The 19,234-nt window shown below is 69.0% G+C and carries 19 protein-coding genes; all 19 read left to right on the top strand.

Features of this window, described 5'->3' with window-relative positions:
* The first annotated feature begins 227 nt into the window (after window positions 1-227).
* The 19 genes from rho to IE267_RS20805 all read left to right on the top strand — a co-directional run bounded on the left by rho (window position 228) and on the right by IE267_RS20805 (window position 19,126).
* The gene (gene rho / locus IE267_RS20895) at window positions 228-2,273 is read left to right on the top strand and encodes a transcription termination factor Rho (RefSeq protein WP_189764218.1); all 2,046 of its coding nucleotides are present in this window, start codon (window positions 228-230) and stop codon (window positions 2,271-2,273) included.
* A gap of 401 nt (window positions 2,274-2,674) precedes the next feature.
* Window positions 2,675-3,784, top strand: a complete 1,110-nt coding sequence (locus IE267_RS20890) for an LCP family protein (protein WP_189764217.1) — start codon at window positions 2,675-2,677, stop codon at window positions 3,782-3,784.
* 177 nt (window positions 3,785-3,961) lie between these two features.
* Window positions 3,962-4,189, top strand: coding sequence for a 50S ribosomal protein L31 (rpmE, locus tag IE267_RS20885; protein ID WP_053726981.1), 228 nt, complete (start codon window positions 3,962-3,964; stop codon window positions 4,187-4,189).
* Window positions 4,190-4,291: 102 nt separating this feature from the next.
* A complete protein-coding gene (prfA, locus tag IE267_RS20880) occupies window positions 4,292-5,371 on the top strand; it encodes a peptide chain release factor 1 (protein ID WP_100577433.1) in 1,080 nt (359 codons plus the stop codon).
* A 32-nt stretch (window positions 5,372-5,403) separates the two neighbouring features.
* Window positions 5,404-6,285 carry a peptide chain release factor N(5)-glutamine methyltransferase gene (gene prmC, locus IE267_RS20875; protein WP_161247569.1) on the top strand — a complete coding sequence of 294 codons (882 nt, stop codon included), beginning with the start codon at window positions 5,404-5,406 and terminating at the stop codon, window positions 6,283-6,285.
* 46 nt (window positions 6,286-6,331) lie between these two features.
* Entirely contained in the window at window positions 6,332-6,979 is a 648-nt protein-coding gene (locus IE267_RS20870) for an L-threonylcarbamoyladenylate synthase (protein WP_161247567.1), read from the top strand.
* A complete protein-coding gene (locus tag IE267_RS20865; protein WP_167156911.1) occupies window positions 6,976-7,626 on the top strand; it encodes an arsenate reductase/protein-tyrosine-phosphatase family protein in 651 nt (216 codons plus the stop codon). The genes IE267_RS20870 and IE267_RS20865 overlap by 4 nt, the downstream gene beginning before the upstream one ends.
* Window positions 7,627-7,692: 66 nt before the next feature.
* On the top strand, window positions 7,693-8,934 hold the full coding sequence (gene glyA / locus IE267_RS20860; RefSeq protein ID WP_161247563.1) for a serine hydroxymethyltransferase: 1,242 nt from the start codon (window positions 7,693-7,695) through the stop codon (window positions 8,932-8,934).
* A gap of 226 nt (window positions 8,935-9,160) precedes the next feature.
* On the top strand, window positions 9,161-10,489 hold the full coding sequence (locus IE267_RS20855; RefSeq protein WP_229861345.1) for an MraY family glycosyltransferase: 1,329 nt from the start codon (window positions 9,161-9,163) through the stop codon (window positions 10,487-10,489).
* A 264-nt stretch (window positions 10,490-10,753) separates the two neighbouring features.
* Window positions 10,754-11,191 carry a Cg1360 family ATP-synthase-associated protein gene (locus tag IE267_RS20850; RefSeq protein ID WP_161247559.1) on the top strand — a complete coding sequence of 146 codons (438 nt, stop codon included), beginning with the start codon at window positions 10,754-10,756 and terminating at the stop codon, window positions 11,189-11,191.
* 225 nt (window positions 11,192-11,416) lie between these two features.
* Window positions 11,417-12,241, top strand: coding sequence for a F0F1 ATP synthase subunit A (gene atpB / locus IE267_RS20845; RefSeq protein ID WP_167156907.1), 825 nt, complete (start codon window positions 11,417-11,419; stop codon window positions 12,239-12,241).
* A 76-nt stretch (window positions 12,242-12,317) separates the two neighbouring features.
* Window positions 12,318-12,551 (top strand): ATP synthase F0 subunit C, encoded by a 234-nt coding sequence (gene atpE / locus IE267_RS20840; RefSeq protein WP_053726990.1) that lies wholly within the window; start codon window positions 12,318-12,320, stop codon window positions 12,549-12,551.
* Between the two features lie 52 nt (window positions 12,552-12,603).
* Entirely contained in the window at window positions 12,604-13,140 is a 537-nt protein-coding gene (locus IE267_RS20835; RefSeq protein ID WP_100577624.1) for a F0F1 ATP synthase subunit B, read from the top strand.
* On the top strand, window positions 13,137-13,952 hold the full coding sequence (locus IE267_RS20830) for a F0F1 ATP synthase subunit delta (RefSeq protein WP_161247557.1): 816 nt from the start codon (window positions 13,137-13,139) through the stop codon (window positions 13,950-13,952). Before IE267_RS20835 ends, IE267_RS20830 begins: the two co-directional genes overlap by 4 nt.
* Window positions 13,953-14,091: 139 nt before the next feature.
* Window positions 14,092-15,684, top strand: coding sequence for a F0F1 ATP synthase subunit alpha (atpA, locus tag IE267_RS20825; protein WP_161247555.1), 1,593 nt, complete (start codon window positions 14,092-14,094; stop codon window positions 15,682-15,684).
* A 23-nt stretch (window positions 15,685-15,707) separates the two neighbouring features.
* Entirely contained in the window at window positions 15,708-16,625 is a 918-nt protein-coding gene (locus IE267_RS20820; protein ID WP_161247553.1) for a F0F1 ATP synthase subunit gamma, read from the top strand.
* A complete protein-coding gene (gene atpD / locus IE267_RS20815; protein ID WP_167156903.1) occupies window positions 16,625-18,067 on the top strand; it encodes a F0F1 ATP synthase subunit beta in 1,443 nt (480 codons plus the stop codon). The genes IE267_RS20820 and atpD overlap by 1 nt, the downstream gene beginning before the upstream one ends.
* Before the next feature lie 110 nt (window positions 18,068-18,177).
* Window positions 18,178-18,552, top strand: coding sequence for a F0F1 ATP synthase subunit epsilon (locus tag IE267_RS20810; RefSeq protein ID WP_100577446.1), 375 nt, complete (start codon window positions 18,178-18,180; stop codon window positions 18,550-18,552).
* A gap of 127 nt (window positions 18,553-18,679) precedes the next feature.
* A complete protein-coding gene (locus IE267_RS20805; RefSeq protein WP_100577447.1) occupies window positions 18,680-19,126 on the top strand; it encodes a DUF2550 domain-containing protein in 447 nt (148 codons plus the stop codon).
* The last annotated feature ends 108 nt before the right edge of the window (window positions 19,127-19,234 follow it).

Here is a 19,234-nt window from a genome sequence, read left to right as displayed (position 1 = left end):
AGTTTCGAGCACGCTCCGGAACCGGCACGACACCCCACGCTTTGACCCGGCAGGGGCCGAGTAGGGGGATCTCGGGCCGGAACCCACGCACTTTTGTCTCTCCGCCGTACGCGGCGGACCACCGCCCCGGCACGATCAGTGGTCGAGAAGATCACAGGCCGCAGCCGGACAGCACAACCGGTCGCCGAGCCAGACAGGCCGACGTCCGCTCCAGGGAAGGACCCTTCGTGAGCGACACCACCGATCTGATGGGCGTGACTGCCGACAGCTCTGTCGACACCTCCGCGCCCGCCGCAGGTGCTGCCTCTGGCACCACCTCACGGCGCCGCCGCTCCGGCACCGGCCTCGACGGCATGGTCCTGGCCGAGCTGCAGCAGGTCGCGTCCGGCCTCGGCATCAGGGGCACCGCGCGCATGCGCAAGAGCCAGCTGATCGAGGTCATCAAGGAGGCGCAGGCCGGAGGCGGTTCCTCGGCCCCGGCCAAGAGCGCCGACGCCGAGACCAAGCCGAAGCGCCGCGCCACCTCCAAGGCCCGTACGGGCGACGAGGCCGCAGCGCCCGCCGCCGAGAAGGCCGCGCAGCAGCAGATCGACATCCCCGGTCAGCCGGCCAGCGACGACCAGCCCGCGGGCGAGCGCCGTCGCCGCCGTGCCACCGCGCCTTCCGGCAGCCCCGAGTCCACCTCCGCCGTGGCCGAGACGGTCACCAAGACGGAGGCCAAGGCCGAGGTGCGGACCGAGGCGCAGCCCGAGGCGAAGGCCGCCGAGGCCGTCGACACCGCCGAGGGCCGCCGCGAGCGCCGTGACCGTGGCGAGCGGGGCGACCGCGGTGACCGCCGGGACCGCCAGCGCGGTGACCGTGGCGAGCGCGGAGAGCGTGGCGACCGCGGGGACCGTGGCGACCGTCGGGGCAAGGGCGAGGACCAGCAGGGCGGCCAGCGCAAGGAGCGCCAGGGCGGCCAGGGTGGCCAGCAGCAGGGCGGTCAGGGCCAGCAGCAGAACAACAACGGCCCGCAGGACGACTTCGACGACGACGGCAGCCGCCGTGGCAGGCGCGGACGCTACCGCGACCGCCGTGGCCGCCGTGGTGGCCGTGACGAGTTCGGCGCCGAGCCGCAGGTCGCCGACGACGACGTCCTGATCCCCGTCGCAGGCATCCTCGACATCCTCGACAACTACGCGTTCATCCGGACCTCCGGCTACCTGCCGGGCCCGAACGACGTGTACGTCTCGCTCGCCCAGGTCCGCAAGAACGGGCTGCGCAAGGGTGACCACGTCACCGGCGCGGTCCGCCAGCCCAAGGACGGCGAGCGGCGCGAGAAGTTCAACGCGCTGGTGCGCCTGGACTCCTCCAACGGCATGGCGGCCGACTCGGGCCGCGGCCGCCCGGAGTTCAACAAGCTGACCCCGCTGTACCCCCAGGACCGGCTCCGTCTGGAGACCGACCCGGGCGTGCTGACGACGCGGATCATCGACCTCGTGTCGCCGATCGGCAAGGGCCAGCGAGGCCTGATCGTGGCCCCGCCGAAGACCGGCAAGACCATGATCATGCAGGCGATCGCCAACGCGATCACCCACAACAACCCCGAGTGCCACCTGATGGTCGTCCTGGTCGACGAGCGTCCGGAAGAGGTCACCGACATGCAGCGGTCGGTGAAGGGCGAGGTCATCTCCTCGACCTTCGACCGTCCCGCCGAGGACCACACCACGGTCGCCGAGCTGGCCATCGAGCGCGCCAAGCGTCTCGTCGAGCTCGGTCACGACGTGGTCGTGCTGCTCGACTCGATCACCCGTCTGGGCCGTGCGTACAACCTGGCGGCCCCGGCCTCCGGCCGCATCCTGTCCGGTGGTGTCGACTCGACCGCGCTCTACCCGCCGAAGCGCTTCTTCGGTGCCGCGCGCAACATCGAGGACGGCGGCTCGCTGACCATCCTCGCCACCGCGCTCGTGGAGACCGGCTCGCGCATGGACGAGGTGATCTTCGAGGAGTTCAAGGGCACCGGCAACATGGAGCTCAAGCTCGACCGCAAGCTCGCCGACAAGCGCATCTTCCCGGCGGTGGACGTGGACGCGTCCGGCACCCGTAAGGAAGAGATCCTGCTCGGCAGCGACGAGCTCGCGGTCGTCTGGAAGCTGCGCCGGGTGCTGCACGCGCTCGACCAGCAGCAGGCCATCGAGCTGCTCCTGGACAAGATGAAGCAGACGAAGTCGAACGCCGAGTTCCTGCTCCAGATCCAGAAGACGACGCCGGGCCCGGGCAACGGCAACGACTAGCAACTCCGGTTCCAGCAGGGCCAGTTGAGAGCGCCTCCGACACTTCGGTGCCGGGGGCGCTCTCGCGTGCGGACACCCGCCGAGGGGCCCTGGCACGTGTCCGCCGAGTGCCCTGCGGGGGCTCGCGCCGACCGGGTACGCCACTGCCGTACCGGCTGAGGCGTTCGACACACGCCCCGAGGCCGCAACCGCCCGGGACGGGGTCGTGAGCCCTCGCGAAATCGCAGGTGGGAGGGGTGGGGCCGGATTCGGGTTGCGCGGCGGCCGGGATGCGTTCTTATGGCCTTCTTAGAACCCTGTGCAACCCTGCTTGGTGCTTCGACGTCTGACGAGTGTCGACAATCCGTGCCTGAAGGCCTGGGCAGGGGGTAATCGGAGGAGCACCGAGAACTGAGGAGACCATGACCGAGCAGGGCACACGCAGCAGCCGAATACGCGGGGCCGGCAAGCGCCGCAAGCGCCCCAGCACGCGCCGTCGCGCCGTGCGGATAGCCGCCTGGAGCGCGGCCGGCGTGGTGCTCGTCGGCGGGGGCGGACTCGGTTACGTGTACTTCAAGCTCAACGGCAACCTCAAGGGCGTGGACATCAACGCCCAGCTCGGCACCGAGCGCCCGCAGAACGTCGACAACGGCTCCGAGGACATCCTGGTCCTCGGCTCGGACTCGCGGGCCGGCGCCAACAAGGAGTACGGCGACGACGGGGGCGGCGCCCGGTCCGACACCGCGATGATCATCCACGTGTACCAGGGCCACAAGACCGCGAGCGTGGTCTCGATCCCGCGCGACGCCCTGGTCACCCGCCCCGCCTGCACCACGCAGGACGGCAAGAGCGACCCCGGCGCCAAGCGCCAGATGTTCAACACGGCGTACGAGGTCGGCGGTCCGGCCTGTGCCGTCAAGACCGTCGAGCAGATGTCCGGCATCCGCATGGACCACTACGTCGAGGTCGATTTCACCGGCTTCAAGAAGCTCATCGACCAGCTCGGCGGGGTGCCCGTCACCACGAACAAGCCGATCAAGGACGACAAGAGCCACCTCGACCTGCCGGCCGGCAAGCACACCCTCAACGGCGAGCAGGCGCTCGGCCTCGTACGGACCCGGCACGGCGTGGTCGGCGACGGCAGCGACCTCGGCCGCATCCAGCTCCAGCAGGCCTTCATCAAGGCCCTGATCGGCCAGATCAAGAGCGTCGGGGTGTTCAGCAACCCCGCCAAGCTCTACGGTCTCGCCGACGCGGCCACCAAGGCGATCACCACCGACTCGGACATCAGCTCGGTCAACTCGCTGATCGGCTTCGCCAACGGCCTCAAGGGCCTGGACGCCGCGAACGTCAAGATGATCACGCTGCCGGTGCAGTACGACAAGCTCGACCCCAACCGTGTCAGCCCGCTCCCCGAGCAGTCCAAGCAGGTCTGGGACGCCCTCGCCAAGGACCAGCCGATCCCGGCGTCCGCGACCGCCGACTCGGCGGGCGACAAGGGCACCGCGGGCGGTTACGTCGCCGGGCAGTAGCGGCCCGTACCGGTCACCGGGGGCCGCAGGCGGCATCGGGGCGGCCCGGGAATAGATGGGCGCCCACCCCGGTTTTGGGAGATGCGGCCAGTCCTGGCAGACTGGTACGTCGGCCCCGGTTCACGTATGCGCAATCCGCGCCTACGACCCGGCGCCCTCCCGAACCTAGGAGACACCTTGAAGCGCGACATCCACCCCGAGTACGTCGAGACCCAGGTCAGCTGCACCTGTGGCGCGGCTTTCACCACCCGTAGCACGATCGGCGGCGGCTCCATCCGCGCCGAAATCTGCTCCGAGTGCCACCCGTTCTACACGGGCAAGCAGAAGATCATGGACACCGGCGGCCGCGTGGCCCGCTTCGAGGCCCGCTTCGGCAAGGCCGCTGCCGGCTCCGCCCAGAAGTAGCGAGCCAACTGCGCCGGTCCGCGGCGCCTCCGTTCCGGGGGCGCCGCGACCGGCGCTTTGCCGTCAAGACCTACTTCTCCGTTTGAACCCCAGGAGCAACCGATGTTCGAAGCGGTCGAGGACCTGATCGGCGAGCACGCCGACCTTGAGACGAAGCTCGCCGACCCTTCGGTCCACGCCGATCAGGCCAACGCGCGCAAGCTCAACAAGCGCTACGCCGAGCTGACGCCGATCGTCGGGACCTACCGTGCCTGGAAGCAGACGGGTGAGGACATCGAGACGGCCCGCGAGCTCGCGGCCGACGACCCGGACTTCGCCGCCGAGGTCAAGGACCTGACCGCACAGCGCGAGCAGCTCACCGAGAAGCTCCGCCTGCTCCTGGTCCCGCGCGACCCCAGCGACGACAAGGACGTCCTCCTGGAGATCAAGGCGGGTGCGGGCGGCGACGAGTCGGCCCTGTTCGCCGGCGACCTCCTGCGCATGTACCTGCGCTACGCCGAGCGGGTCGGCTGGAAGACCGAGATCATCGACTCCACCGAGTCCGACCAGGGCGGCTACAAGGACGTCCAGGTGGCCGTGAAGACCAAGGGCGGCCAGGGCGCGACCGAGCCCGGCCAGGGCGTCTGGGCGCGGATGAAGTACGAGGGCGGCGTGCACCGCGTGCAGCGCGTGCCCGCGACCGAGTCGCAGGGCCGCATCCACACCTCCGCCGCCGGCGTGCTCGTCACGCCCGAGGCCGAGGAGGTCGACGTCGAGATCAACATGAACGACCTGCGCATCGACGTGTACCGCTCCTCGGGCCCCGGCGGCCAGTCCGTCAACACGACCGACTCCGCCGTCCGCATCACGCACGTCCCCACCGGCGTCGTCGCCTCCTGCCAGAACGAGAAGAGCCAGCTCCAGAACAAGGAGCAGGCCATGCGCATCCTGCGCTCCCGGCTGCTCGCCGCGGCGCAGGAGGCCGCCGAGCAGGAGGCCGCCGACGCCCGCCGCAGCCAGGTGCGCACGGTCGACCGCTCCGAGAAGATCCGGACGTACAACTTCCCGGAAAACCGCATCTCGGACCACCGGGTCGGCTTCAAGGCGTACAACTTGGACCAGGTGCTCGACGGCGACCTGGACGCGATGATCCAGGCCTGCGTCGACGCGGACTCCGCCGCCAAGCTCGCGGCCGCCCAGTAATCACACCCCCGTACGACTGCCGGAGGACCAGCGTGCAGCAAAACTCTGGGGGGCGACCCCCAGGCCCCCGAAGCGTGCTGCTTGCCGAGGTGGCCCAGGCCACCCAGCGGCTGGCCGACGCCGGCGTGCCCTCCCCGCGCTTCGACGCGGAGGAGCTCGCCGCGCACATCCACGGCGTCAAGCGGGGAGAGCTGCACAACGTCAAGGACGTCGACTTCGACGCCCGCTACTGGGAGGCGATCGCACGCCGCGAGGCCCGCGAACCGCTCCAGCACATCACCGGCCGCGCCTTCTTCCGTTACCTCGAACTCCAAGTCGGGCCAGGGGTGTTCGTGCCGCGACCGGAGACCGAGTCCGTGGTCGGCTGGGCCATAGACGCCGTCCGCGCGATGGACGTCGTCGAGCCGCTCATCGTCGACCTGTGCACCGGCTCGGGCGCCATCGCGCTCGCCATGGCGCAGGAGGTGCCGCGCTCGCGCGTGCACGCCGTCGAGCTGTCCGAGGACGCCCTCGAATGGACGCGGAAGAACGTCGAGGGGTCCCGCGTCGTTCTCCACCAGGGCGACGCGCTCACCGCGCTGCCCGAGCTCGACGGCCAGGTCGACCTGGTCATCTCCAACCCGCCGTACATCCCGCTCACGGAGTGGGAGTACGTCGCCCCCGAGGCGCGCGACCACGACCCCGAGCTCGCGCTGTTCTCCGGTGAGGACGGGCTCGACACCATCCGGGGCATCGAGCGGACCGCGCACCGCCTCCTGCGCCCCGGCGGGCTCGTCGTCATCGAGCACGCCGACACCCAGGGCGGCCAAGTGCCGTGGATCTTCAACGAGGAGGCCGGCTGGGCGGACGCGGCCGACCACCCCGACCTGAACAACCGCCCGCGCTTCGCCACGGCCCGCAAGGCCACCCCGTGATCCGCTCCCACCCCCAGACCGTGTATGTGTACGAGGAGGCCCGCTGATGGCTCGGCGATACGACTGCAACGACGCGACCGACCGCACGACCGGTCTGCGCGAAGCCGCGTCCGCCGTCCGCCGCGGTGAGCTCGTGGTGCTGCCGACGGACACCGTGTACGGGATCGGCGCCGACGCGTTCAGCGCGCAGGCCTGCGCTGACCTGCTCGACGCCAAGGGCCGCGGGCGCAACATGCCCACCCCTGTCCTCATCGGCTCGCCGAACACCCTGCACGGCCTGGTCACCGACTTCACCGAGCAGGCCTGGGAGCTCGTCGACGCGTTCTGGCCCGGCGCCCTGACCCTGGTCGCCCGCCACCAGCCGTCGCTGCAGTGGGACCTCGGCGACACCCGGGGCACCGTCGCCATCCGGATGCCGCTGCACCCGGTCGCCATCGAGCTGCTCACCGAGGTCGGCCCGATGGCCGTGTCCTCCGCCAACCTCACCGGTCACCCGGCGCCCGAGGACTGCGACGCCGCCCAGGGCATGCTCGGCGACTCCGTCTCCGTGTACCTGGACGGCGGCCCGACGCCGGGCATCGTCCCGTCCTCGATCGTCGACGTCACGGGCAAGGTCCCGGTACTGCTGCGCGCCGGCGCGCTCGACGCGGACGAGCTGCGCAAGGTGGTACCCGACCTCGAGGTGGCCAATTGACCGCCCCTGAGGGGCGTGGCATAGGCACGGTTCACCCCGCGGTGAACTCGTTCCGCATCCTCCACGTCAGCACCGGCAACGTCTGCCGCTCGCCCATCACCGAGCGGCTGACCCGCCATGCCCTGAGCGACCGGCTCGGCGACCCGTTCACGGGCGGCCTCATCGTGGAGAGCGCCGGCACCTGGGGGCACGAGGGCGCCCCGATGGAGGCCAACGCCGCCGCCGTCCTCGCCGACTTCGGTGCGGACGCGACCGGCTTCACCGGGCGCGAGCTCCTCGACGAGCACGTCATCACCGCGGACCTGGTCCTCACGGCCACCCGCGACCACCGGGCCCAAGTCATCTCGATGGGCCACTCCGCGGGTCTGCGCACCTTCACCCTGAAGGAGTTCACCCGGCTCGTGCGGGCCATAGACCCGGCCACGCTGCCCGACCCCCTCCAGGAGGGCATGGTGGAGCGGGCGAGGGCACTGGTGCGGGCCGCGGCGGCGCTGCGCGGCTGGCTGCTCGCGCCGAACGCCGAGGCCGACGAGGTCAACGACCCCTACGGCGCCCCCATCACCTTCTTCCGCTCCATCGGCGACGAGATCAACCAGGCCCTGGACCCGGTCGTCACCGCCCTCACGGGCGTCCCGACCCACCACTGACACCGCCCGGAGTACCGGCTCCCCGCACGCCGGGCGTCCCCGGCGGTTGCGGCCTACGCTGGGGTCATGCCGGTCATCTCCGTAGACAGCCGCACTGAACGCGCGGGGTTCGAGGCCGTACGGCGCCAGGACCCCGAACTGGCCGATGTGCTGCTCGGCGAGGCCGAGCGGCAGGCCACCTCGCTGCAGTTGATCGCCGCCGAGAACTTCACCTCGCCGGCCGTCCGCGCGGCCCTCGGCTCGGAACTCGGCAACAAGTACGCCGAGGGATACCCCGGCGCCCGCCACCACGGCGGCTGCGAAGTCGTCGACGTCGCCGAGCGCATCGCCGTCGACCGGGCGAAGGCCCTGTTCGGGGCCGCCCACGCCAACGTCCAGACGCATTCGGGGACTTCGGCGGTACTGGCGGCCTACGCGGCGCTCCTGAAGCCGGGAGACACCGTTCTGGCGATGGGCCTGCCCTACGGCGGACACCTCACGCACGGCTCGCCCGCCAACTTCTCGGGCCGCTGGTTCGACTTCGTCGGGTACGGCGTCGAACCGGACACCGGGCTCATCGACTACGGCGAGGTGTGGGACCTGGCGGTCGAGCACCGGCCCAAGGCGATCGTGTGCGGCTCGATCGCCTACCCACGGCACCCCGACTACCAGGCCTTCCGCGAGATCGCCGACGATGTGGGCGCCTACCTCATCGCGGACGCCGCGCACCCCATCGGCCTGGTCGCCGGGGGAGCGGCGCCCAGCCCGGTCCCGTACGCCGATGTCGTGTGTGCCACCACCCACAAGGTGCTGCGCGGCCCGCGCGGCGGTCTGATCCTGTGCGGCGCCGACCTCGCAGCCCGCATCGACCGCGCGGTCTTCCCCTTCACCCAGGGCGGCGCCCAGATGCACACGATCGCCGCCAAGGCCGTCGCCTTCGGCGAGGCGTCCACCCCCGCGTTCACGGGGTACGCCCATCAGGTGGTCGCCAACGCGCGCACCCTGGCCGAGGGACTGCTGGCCGAGGGGTTCGGGCTCGTGACCGGCGGCACCGACACCCACCTTGTGCTCGCCGACCCGGCGCCCTTCGGCGTCGACGGCCGCACCGCGCGCGGTCGGCTCGCGGGCGCGGGGCTCGTCCTCGACTCCTGCGCGCTGCCGCACGCGGAAGCCCGCGGCATCCGGCTCGGCACCGCGGCCGTCACCACCCAGGGAATGCGCGAGACGGAAATGGCCAGAATCGCGGTGCTGTTCGCGATGGCGATGCGGGAGGATCCGGGGACGCGGGCGGAAGTACGGGAACTGGCCCGGCGATTCCCGCCTCCTTGAGACCGGTCTCCCGCGACTCTCCGAGACCGATCCGGGCGTCCGTAAGAGGGGCCGGTTTTCGGCGTTCGGGGCTTTTCACAGGATTCACATAGGGGCAGAAATGCGGGCTTATCCCCGCTTCTGCGGGGTACCTGCAACCATCTGCCGGATACGCATGTCCTCAACCACATGCGCGCGAAGCTAGGGTGTGGGGCTGAGATGGCCAGCGATACCTCTGGGGCAGCCCGTGCGTGAATACCTGCTGACGCTGTGCGTCACGGCCGCGGTGACCTACCTGCTCACCGGGCCGGTGCGGAAGTTCGCCATCGCCGTCGGTGCGATGCCGGAAATCCGCGCGCGCGATGTGCACCGGGAACCGACGCCGAGACTCGGCGGCATCGCCATGTTCGGCGGTCTGTGCGCGGGACTTCTCGTCGCAGACCACCTCGACGGCCTCAACGCCGTCTTCCAGTCGAACGAACCCAGAGCCCTGCTCTCCGGTGCCGCGCTGATCTGGCTGATCGGCGTCCTGGACGACAAGTTCGAGATCGACGCCCTGATCAAGCTCGGTGGCCAGATGATCGCCGCGGGCGTCATGGTCATGCAGGGTCTGACGATTCTCTGGCTGCCCATCCCCGGCATCGGCTCGGTCTCGCTGACCTCCTGGCAGGGCACCCTGCTCACGGTCGCGCTCGTCGTGATCACCATCAACGCGGTGAACTTCGTCGACGGCCTCGACGGCCTCGCCGCCGGCATGGTGTGCATCGCCTCGGCGGCGTTCTTCATGTACGCCTACCGGCTCTGGTACGGGTACGGCATCGAGGCGGCCGCCCCCGCCACCCTGTTCGCCGCCGTCCTCATGGGCATGTGCCTGGGCTTCCTGCCGCACAACATGCACCCCGCCAGGATCTTCATGGGCGACTCCGGCTCGATGCTGATCGGCCTGGTGCTGGCGGCCGGCGCGATCTCGATCACGGGCCAGGTCGACCCGGACGCGATGAAGCTCAACTTCGGCGGCACCCGCGATGCCACGCACGCGATGCTGCCCGTCTTCATCCCGCTGCTCATGCCGCTGACGATCATCGCGATCCCGATGGCCGACCTGGTGCTCGCGATCGTCCGCAGGACCTGGAACGGCCAGTCGCCGTTCGCCGCGGACCGCGGACACCTGCACCACCGGCTTCTGGAGATCGGGCATTCGCACAGCCGGGCGGTCCTGATCATGTACTTCTGGTCGGCGCTCATCGCCTTCGGCGCGGTCGCCTACTCGGTGCACTCGGCGTCGATGTGGATCGTGCTGCTCATCGTCGCGCTGAGCGCGGTCGGGCTCGTCCTGTTGCTGCTGCCCCGGTTCGCCCCGCGGACCCCGCAGTGGGCCGAGCGGTTCGTGCCGCCGCGCTACCGGCACGGGCAGGGGGAGCCCGAGGCGGTGCACTCGATGGCCGACGAGGAGGACGACGAGGTGCGCGGCGAGCGCACTCCCGTCGTCACCGGAGTCTCCGGCGTCAACGGAGCGACAGCGATCGGCCCCCGTTCGCGTTTCCCCGACCGACGTAAGACCGGTGCATCACGCTGACGATTTGCCGCGTCGATGCCCAATACCAGACATCTCGCAGCCCGTTGTGCACAAACGCGCAGCATCACTCTCAAGTGTGCTGCCCATCACACTTCCATGGTAAAGACCTCATCAAATAGTTTGTGATACGGTTCACGAGACCCGGCGCCAGAGCCGAAGGACCGTAGTGCGACGGTCCGTTGGCCCGAGGGACCAACTCGGCCCGGGCTTACGCTCGTCCATGACGACACCACTTTGCCCCCACCAGCAAGCGGAGCTGCCGCCATGCCGTCCAACGACGCACGCACTCTTCTCCCGACCGCCCTACCCACCGCTGCCGCGGGCGCTGTTGCCGCCGTGATCAGCGGTGTGGTCGCGGGCGGCAAGGGGGCGGTGGGTGCCATCGTCGCGACGCTGGTCGTGATCCTCTTCATGGGCATCGGACTCGTCGTCCTGGAACGCACTGCCAAATCGCTTCCGCATCTGTTCCAGGCGATGGGACTGATGCTGTACACCGCGCAGTTGCTCCTGCTCTTCATCTTTGTCGCGGTCTTCAAGAACACGACGCTGTTCAACCCGAAATGCTTCGCCGCCACCCTCGTCGCGCTGACCCTCGTCTGGATCGGCGCGCAGGCGCGTGCGCACATGAAGGCGAAGATCCTTTACGTCGAACCGGATACCGCTGAGGGCAGCAAGCCCGAAAAGACGGGGCCGTCGTCGTGAACGGTAGGGCCGGAATAAATGCGAGTTCAGGACCCTGCTATCGTCCGGTGCCAACTGCGGCACTGCGGGCGCGGGCATCTGAGCTGACGCCTGCTCAATCGCGAGGCTTGATGCCCGACCGCCGCCCCATCATCCGTAACACCAGTCCAGTGCCGAACCGCGGCTGCGCGCCGCGCCGACACAACGAGGTTGCCGTACCTATGCGCCACGCTGAAGGAGCCCGCGGTGAGTGCTGACCCGACGCAGGTGCTCGCCTTCGATCCGAGCTGCCACATCTTCCAGTCGAACGGCTGTGGCTTCGAGGGTCCCGGCCTGCACTCGTTCCTCTTCGAGCCGCTCTGGGGCGACACCAACGGCCTGTACTTCAACAAGCCGATGCTGCTGGCCCTGCTGGGCTCGATCATCATCGTCGGCTTCTTCTGGGCGGCCTTCCGCAAGCCGAAGCTCGTCCCCGGCAAGTTCCAGATGGTCGCCGAGGCCGGCTACGACTTCGTACGCCGCGGCATCGTCTACGAGACGATCGGCAAGAAGGAGGGCGAGAAGTGGGTCCCCCTCATGGTCTCGATCTTCTTCTTCGTCTGGATGATGAACCTCTGGTCGATCGTCCCGGTCGCCCAGTTCCCGGTGACGTCGATCATCGCGTACCCGGCGGTGCTCGCCCTGGTCGTCTACGTGATCTGGATGAGCCTCACCTTCAAGCGGCACGGCTTCGTCGGTGGTTTCAAGAACCTCACCGGCTATGACAAGTCGCTGGGCGGCGTGCTGCCGCTGGTCATGACCATCGAGTTCTTCTCGAACGTGCTGGTCCGCCCCTTCACGCACGCGGTGCGACTCTTCGCGAACATGTTCGCCGGTCACACCCTGCTGCTGCTGTTCACGATCGCCAGCTGGTACATGCTCAACGGCATCGGCATCGCGTACTCCGGCGTCTCGTTCGTGATGGTCATCGTGATGACCGGCTTCGAGCTCTTCATCCAGGCCGTTCAGGCGTACGTGTTCGTGCTGCTGGCCTGCGTCTTCATCCAGGGCGCCGTCGCCGAGCACCACTGACCGCCCGCTCCCTCCATACCCCCAGTCGTCCGGTGGCCAACCCCCACCGGTCCGTGAAAGAGAAGGAAGAACTGGCATGTCCCAGATCCTCGCTGCCTCCGATGGCGTCACCGGCTCGCTCAGCTCCATCGGTTACGGCCTCGCCGCGATCGGCCCCGGCGTCGGCGTCGGCATCATCTTCGGTAACGGCACGCAGGCTCTCGCCCGTCAGCCCGAAGCGGCCGGCCTGATCCGCGCCAACCAGATCCTCGGTTTCGCGTTCTGTGAGGCGCTGGCCCTGATCGGCCTCGTCATGCCGTTCGTCTACTAAGACGAACGACGACTAGACCGATCCGACGAAAGGCACTGATGTGAACCTCACCATGGTTCAGCTGGCGGCCGAGGGCAAGGAAAACCCCCTCGTTCCGCCGTGGCCTGAGCTCGTCATCGGCCTCCTCGCCTTCGTCATCGTCTTCGGCTTCCTCGCCAAGAAGCTCCTCCCGAACATCAACAAGGTTCTGGACGAGCGCCGCGAGGCCATCGAAGGCGGTATCGAGAAGGCCGAGGCCGCTCAGACCGAGGCCCAGAGCGTCCTTGAGCAGTACAAGGCGCAGCTCGCCGAGGCCCGCCACGAGGCTGCCCGCCTGCGCCAGGAGGCGACCGAGCAGGGCACCGCGCTCATCCAGGAGATGAGGGCGGAAGGCCAGCGGCAGCGTGAGGAGATCATCGCTGCCGGCCACGCCCAGATCGAGGCCGACCGCAAGGCCGCCGCGCACTCGCTCCGTCAGGACGTGGGCAAGCTGGCGACCGACCTGGCCGGCAAGCTGGTCGGCGAGTCCCTTGAGGACCACGCCCGCCAGAGCCGCACCATCGACCGTTTCCTCGGCGAGCTCGAGGAGAAGGCCGAGGCCGTCCGATGAACGGCGCGAGCCGCGAGGCACTGGCCACCGCACGCGAGCGACTCGACGCGCTGATGGACAACACGTCCGTCGACGCGGCGAAGCTCGGCGACGAGCTGGCCGCCGTCACCACGCTGCTCGACCGCGAGGTCTCGCTGCGTCGGGTCCTGACCGACCCGGCGCAGGCCGGCGAGGCCAAGGCCGAGCTCGCCGGGCGTCTGCTCGGCGGCCAGGTGGGCGGCGAGACCGCCGACCTGGTGAGCGGCATGGTCCGCTCCCGCTGGTCGCAGTCCCGTGACCTGGTGGACTCGCTCGAGGAGCTGGCGAGCACCGCCGACCTCACCGCCGCGCAGCAGTCGGGCGCGCTGGACGACGTCGAGGACGAGCTGTTCCGGTTCGGCCGCATCGTCACCTCCAGCACCGAACTGCGCTCCGCGCTCACCAGCCGCACCGCCACGGTCGCGGCCAAGGGCGAGCTGCTGCGCAGCCTGCTCGGCGGCAGGGCGAACCCGGTCACCGAGCGCCTGGTCGCCCGTCTTGTGACCCGGCCGCGTGGACGTAGCCTGGAATCGGGACTTGAGTCCCTCTCCAAGCTCGCCGCGGGTCGCCGGGACCGGATGGTCGCCGTGGTCACCTCGGCGATCCCGCTGACCGACATCCAGAAGGCGCGTCTCGGCGCGGCTCTGGCGAAGATCTACGGCCGCCAGATGCACCTGAACCTCGACGTGGACCCCGAGGTCCTCGGCGGGATCTCGGTGCGCGTCGGCGACGAGGTCATCGAAGGCACCATCGCGGAGCGCCTCGAAGAGGCGAACCGGCGGCTGGCTCGCTGACCCCAGGGTCGGCACAGCAACTGAATTAGCAACACCTGCGGCCCGGTTGGGCCGTGCAGAAATTGCAGAAGATTCCTGGGGGTCGGCCCCCAGACCCCCTTAGAAACTTCGGGCCCAACAAGGAGAGCAGGGAACCCAGATGGCGGAGCTCACGATCCGGCCGGAGGAGATCCGGGACGCGCTGGAGACCTTTGTCCAGTCGTACCAGCCGGACGCGGCCTCGCGCGAGGAGGTCGGTACGGTCAGCGTTGCCGGCGACGGCATCGCGAAGGTCGAGGGTCTTCCCTCGGCCATGGCGAACGAGCTGCTGCGGTTCGAGGACGGAACCCTTGGTCTCGCCCTCAACCTCGAGGAGCGCGAGATCGGTGCGATCGTCCTCGGCGAGTTCAGCGGAATCGAAGAGGGCCAGCCGGTGCAGCGCACCGGTGAAGTGCTCTCGGTCGGCGTAGGCGAGGGTTACCTCGGCCGCGTCGTCGACCCGCTCGGCAACCCGATCGACGGCCTCGGCGAGATCGAGACCGACGGCCGCCGCGCCCTGGAGCTGCAGGCTCCGGGCGTCATGGTCCGTAAGTCGGTGCACGAGCCGATGGCGACCGGTTACAAGGCCGTCGACGCGATGGTGCCGATCGGCCGTGGCCAGCGTCAGCTGATCATTGGTGACCGTCAGACCGGCAAGACCGCTCTGGCCGTCGACACGATCATCAACCAGCGCGACAACTGGCGCTCGGGCGACCCGAAGAAGCAGGTCCGCTGCATCTACGTCGCCATCGGCCAGAAGGGCTCGACCATCGCCTCCGTGCGTGGCGCCCTGGAAGAGGCCGGCGCGCTCGAGTACACGACGATCGTCGCCGCGCCCGCGTCCGACCCGGCCGGCTTCAAGTACCTTGCGCCGTACACCGGTTCGGCCATCGGCCAGCACTGGATGTACGACGGCAAGCACGTCCTCATCATCTTCGACGACCTGTCGAAGCAGGCCGACGCCTACCGCGCCGTGTCCCTGCTGCTGCGCCGTCCGCCGGGCCGCGAGGCCTACCCGGGCGACGTCTTCTACCTGCACTCGCGTCTGCTCGAGCGCTGCGCGAAGCTGTCGGACGAGATGGGCGCCGGTTCGATGACGGGTCTGCCGATCGTCGAGACCAAGGCGAACGACGTGTCGGCGTTCATCCCGACCAACGTCATCTCCATCACCGACGGCCAGTGCTTCCTGGAGTCGGACCTGTTCAACGCCGGTCAGCGCCCCGCGCTGAACGTCGGTATCTCCGTCTCCCGAGTCGGTGGTTCCGCGCAGCACAAGGCCATGCGCCAGGTGTCCGGCCGACTGCGTGTCGACCTCGCCCAGTACCGCGAGCTGGAGGCGTTCGCCGCCTTCGGTTCCGACCTGGACGCCGCTTCCAAGGCCTCCCTGGAGCGCGGCAAGCGCATGGTCGAGCTGCTGAAGCAGCCGCAGTACTCGCCGTTCCCGGTCGAGGAGCAGGTCGTCTCCATCTGGGCCGGCACCACCGGCAAGATGGACGACGTCCCGGTCGAGGACATCCGCCGCTTCGAGGCCGAGCTGCTGGAGTACCTGCGCCGCGAGCGCAAGGAGCTCCTCACCTCGATCGCCGAGGGCGCCAAGATGTCGGACGACACGCTGCAGTCCGTGGCCGACGCCATCGCCGGCTTCAAGCGGCAGTTCGAGACCTCGGACGGCAAGCTCCTGGGCGACGACGCGCCGGTCAGCACCAGCAAGTGACGACGACGGAAGGGACCTGACTCATGGGAGCGCAGCTCCGGGTCTACAAGCGTCGCATCCGATCCGTCACCGCGACCAAGAAGATCACCAAGGCGATGGAGATGATCGCCGCCTCGCGCATCGTCAAGGCGCAGCGCCAGGTGGCGGCCTCCACGCCGTACGCGACCGAGCTCACCCGTGCGGTGACCGCGGTTGCGACCGGCTCCACCACCAAGCACCCGCTCACCACCGAGGCCGAGGCCCCGGTCCGCGCCGCGGTCCTGCTCATCACGAGCGACCGCGGTCTGGCCGGCGGCTACTCCTCCAACGCCATCAAGGCCGCGGAGAGGCTCTCGGAGCGGCTGCGCGGCGAGGGCAAGGAGGTCGACACGTACATCGTCGGCCGCAAGGGTGTCGCCTACTACGGCTTCCGTGAGCGCAAGGTCTCACAGTCGTGGACCGGCTTCACCGACAGCCCGACCTACGCGGACGCCAAGCAGGTGGCCGCACCGCTGATCGAGGCCATCCAGACGGAGACGGCCGAGGGCGGCGCGGACGAACTGCACATCGTCTTCACGGAGTTCGTGTCGATGATGACGCAGACGCCGGTCGACAACCGGATGCTGCCTTTGTCGCTGGAGAAGGCTCAGGAAGAGACGGGCACGAAGGACCAGATCCTTCCGCTCTTCGACTTCGAGCCGTCGGCGGAGGACGTCCTCGACGCCCTGCTGCCGCGCTACGTCGAAAGCCGCATCTACAACGCGCTGCTGCAGTCGGCTGCTTCCGAGCACGCCGCCCGCCGCCGCGCGATGAAGTCGGCCACCGACAACGCCGGAGAGCTCATCAAGAGCCTCTCCCGGCTTGCCAACGCGGCCCGCCAGGCCGAAATCACCCAGGAAATCAGCGAGATCGTCGGTGGCTCCAGTGCGCTGGCCGACGCGACCGCGGGGAGTGACAAGTAATGACGACCACTGTTGAGACGGCCGTTGCCACGGGCCGCGTCGCCCGGGTCATCGGCCCGGTCGTCGACGTGGAGTTCCCCGTCGACGCGATGCCGGAGATCTACAACGCGCTGCACGTCCAGGTGGCCGACCCGGCCGAGGACGGCAAGCTCAAGACGCTGACGCTCGAAGTCGCCCAGCACCTGGGTGACGGCATCGTCCGCGCGATCTCGATGCAGCCCACCGACGGTCTGGTCCGCCAGGCCCCGGTGACCGACACGGGCGACGGCATCACGGTGCCGGTCGGCGACTTCACCAAGGGCAAGGTGTTCAACACCCTCGGCGAGGTGCTGAACAAGCCCGAGGAGAACGCCAACATCGGCGAGCGCTGGCCTATCCACCGCAAGGCGCCCAACTTCGACCAGCTCGAGTCCAAGACCGAGATGTTCGAGACCGGCGTCAAGGTCATCGACCTTCTCACCCCGTACGTCAAGGGTGGAAAGATCGGCCTGTTCGGTGGTGCCGGTGTCGGCAAGACCGTCCTCATCCAGGAAATGATCTACCGCGTGGCCAACAACCACGACGGTGTGTCGGTGTTCGCCGGTGTCGGTGAGCGCACCCGTGAGGGCAACGACCTCATCGAGGAGATGCAGGACTCGGGCGTCATCGACAAGACCGCCCTGGTCTTCGGTCAGATGGACGAGCCGCCGGGCACGCGTCTGCGCGTCGCCCTGGCCGGTCTGACGATGGCGGAGTACTTCCGTGACGTCCAGAAGCAGGACGTCCTCTTCTTCATCGACAACATCTTCCGGTACACCCAGGCGGGTTCCGAGGTGTCGACCCTGCTCGGCCGTATGCCCTCCGCGGTGGGTTACCAGCCGAACCTGGCCGACGAGATGGGTCTCCTCCAGGAGCGCATCACCTCGACCCGTGGTCACTCGATCACCTCGATGCAGGCGATCTACGTCCCCGCGGACGACCTGACCGACCCGGCCCCGGCCACCACGTTCGCCCACCTCGACGCGACGACGGTTCTCTCCCGTCCGATCTCCGAGAAGGGCATCTACCCGGCCGTGGACCCGCTGGACTCCACGTCCCGCATCCTGGACCCGCGCTACATCGCGCAGGAGCACTACGACGCCGCCATGCGCGTCAAGACGATCCTGCAGAAGTACAAGGACCTCCAGGACATCATCGCCATCCTCGGCATCGACGAGCTCGGCGAAGAGGACAAGCTGGTCGTGCACCGCGCCCGCCGCGTGGAGCGCTTCCTGTCGCAGAACACGCACGTCGCCAAGCAGTTCACCGGCGTCGACGGTTCGGACGTCCCGCTGGAAGAGTCGATCGTCGCGTTCAACCAGATCTGCGACGGCGAGTACGACCACTTCCCCGAGCAGGCGTTCTTCATGTGCGGTGGCCTGGAAGACCTCAAGGCCAACGCCAAGGAGCTGGGCGTCTCCTGACGCGCCCGACCGCGCGAAGGGGCGGGTGCGTCCCGCCCCTTCGTGTACGCCTACTAGAATTCGACCCAACACCCGGCCGAACCGCCGGGTGGTGACCCGAGGAGCCAACCATGGCTACTGAGCTGCACGTCGAGCTCGTCGCCGCGGACCGCAGCGTGTGGTCCGGCGAGGCCACCCTGGTCGTCGCGCGCACCACGTCCGGCGACATCGGCGTCATGCCCGGTCACCAGCCGCTCCTTGGTGTGCTGGAGTCGGGCCCGGTGATGATCCGTACGAGCGAGGGCAGCACGGTCGTCGCGGCGGTGCACGGTGGATTCATCTCCTTCGCCGACAACAAGCTTTCGCTGCTCGCGGAGATCGCCGAGCTGGCGGACGAGATCGATGTCCAGCGTGCCGAGCGTGCGCTGGAGAGCGCGAAGTCGGAGTCGGACGCCGCCGCTGAGCGACGCGCCGACGTACGACTGCGCGCGGTGGCGGTGCGATAGCACCCCCGCCGGAGATTTCCCTCAGCCGCGGCTCGGTCCGGAATTTTCCGGAGCCGGTCGCGGCTGAGGCGATGCAGGCAGATTTTTCCGTTGCTGGATTACTGGTTGAGCGAGGAGGTCGGTGTAGATGACCCTCGCTCTGCTTGTGTGTGGTCTGGTTGTCGCGCTGGTACTGGTGGGACTCTTCGTCTTCGGTCTGCGCCGGCGGCTGATCCAGCGCTCGGGGGGCACGTTCGACTGCAGTCTGCGGTGGAACCTCCCGGAGGTGCCGGACACCAGCGGCAAGGGCTGGGTGTACGGGGTGGCCCGCTACAACGGTGACCGGATCGAGTGGTTCCGCGTCTTCTCGTACGCGCCCCGGCCACGCCGGGTTCTTGAGCGCTCCGCCATCGACGTGGTGTCCCGCCGGGTGCCCGAGGGCGAGGAGGAGCTGGCGTTGCTGTCCGACGCGATCATCCTCGGCTGTACGCATCGGGGTACGCGGCTCGAACTCGCGATGAGCGAGGACGCGCTGACCGGCTTCCTCGCCTGGCTGGAAGCGGCCCCGCCCGGCCAGCGGGTCAACGTGGCGTAGGCCCCGTGCCCCCTGGGGCTCCGCCCCAGACCTCGGGATCGCCACCACCCCGCCCCTTCCCTAGACCCTCCGGGGGTTGAAGTGACCCTGGGGGCTCCGCCCCCAGAC

The organism is Streptomyces xanthochromogenes (genome assembly GCF_014650455.1).
Lineage (GTDB): Bacteria > Actinomycetota > Actinomycetes > Streptomycetales > Streptomycetaceae > Streptomyces > Streptomyces xanthochromogenes.
The sequence above is the reverse complement of the archived record's forward strand: the minus strand, read 5'-3'. Positions and strand labels throughout refer to the sequence as shown.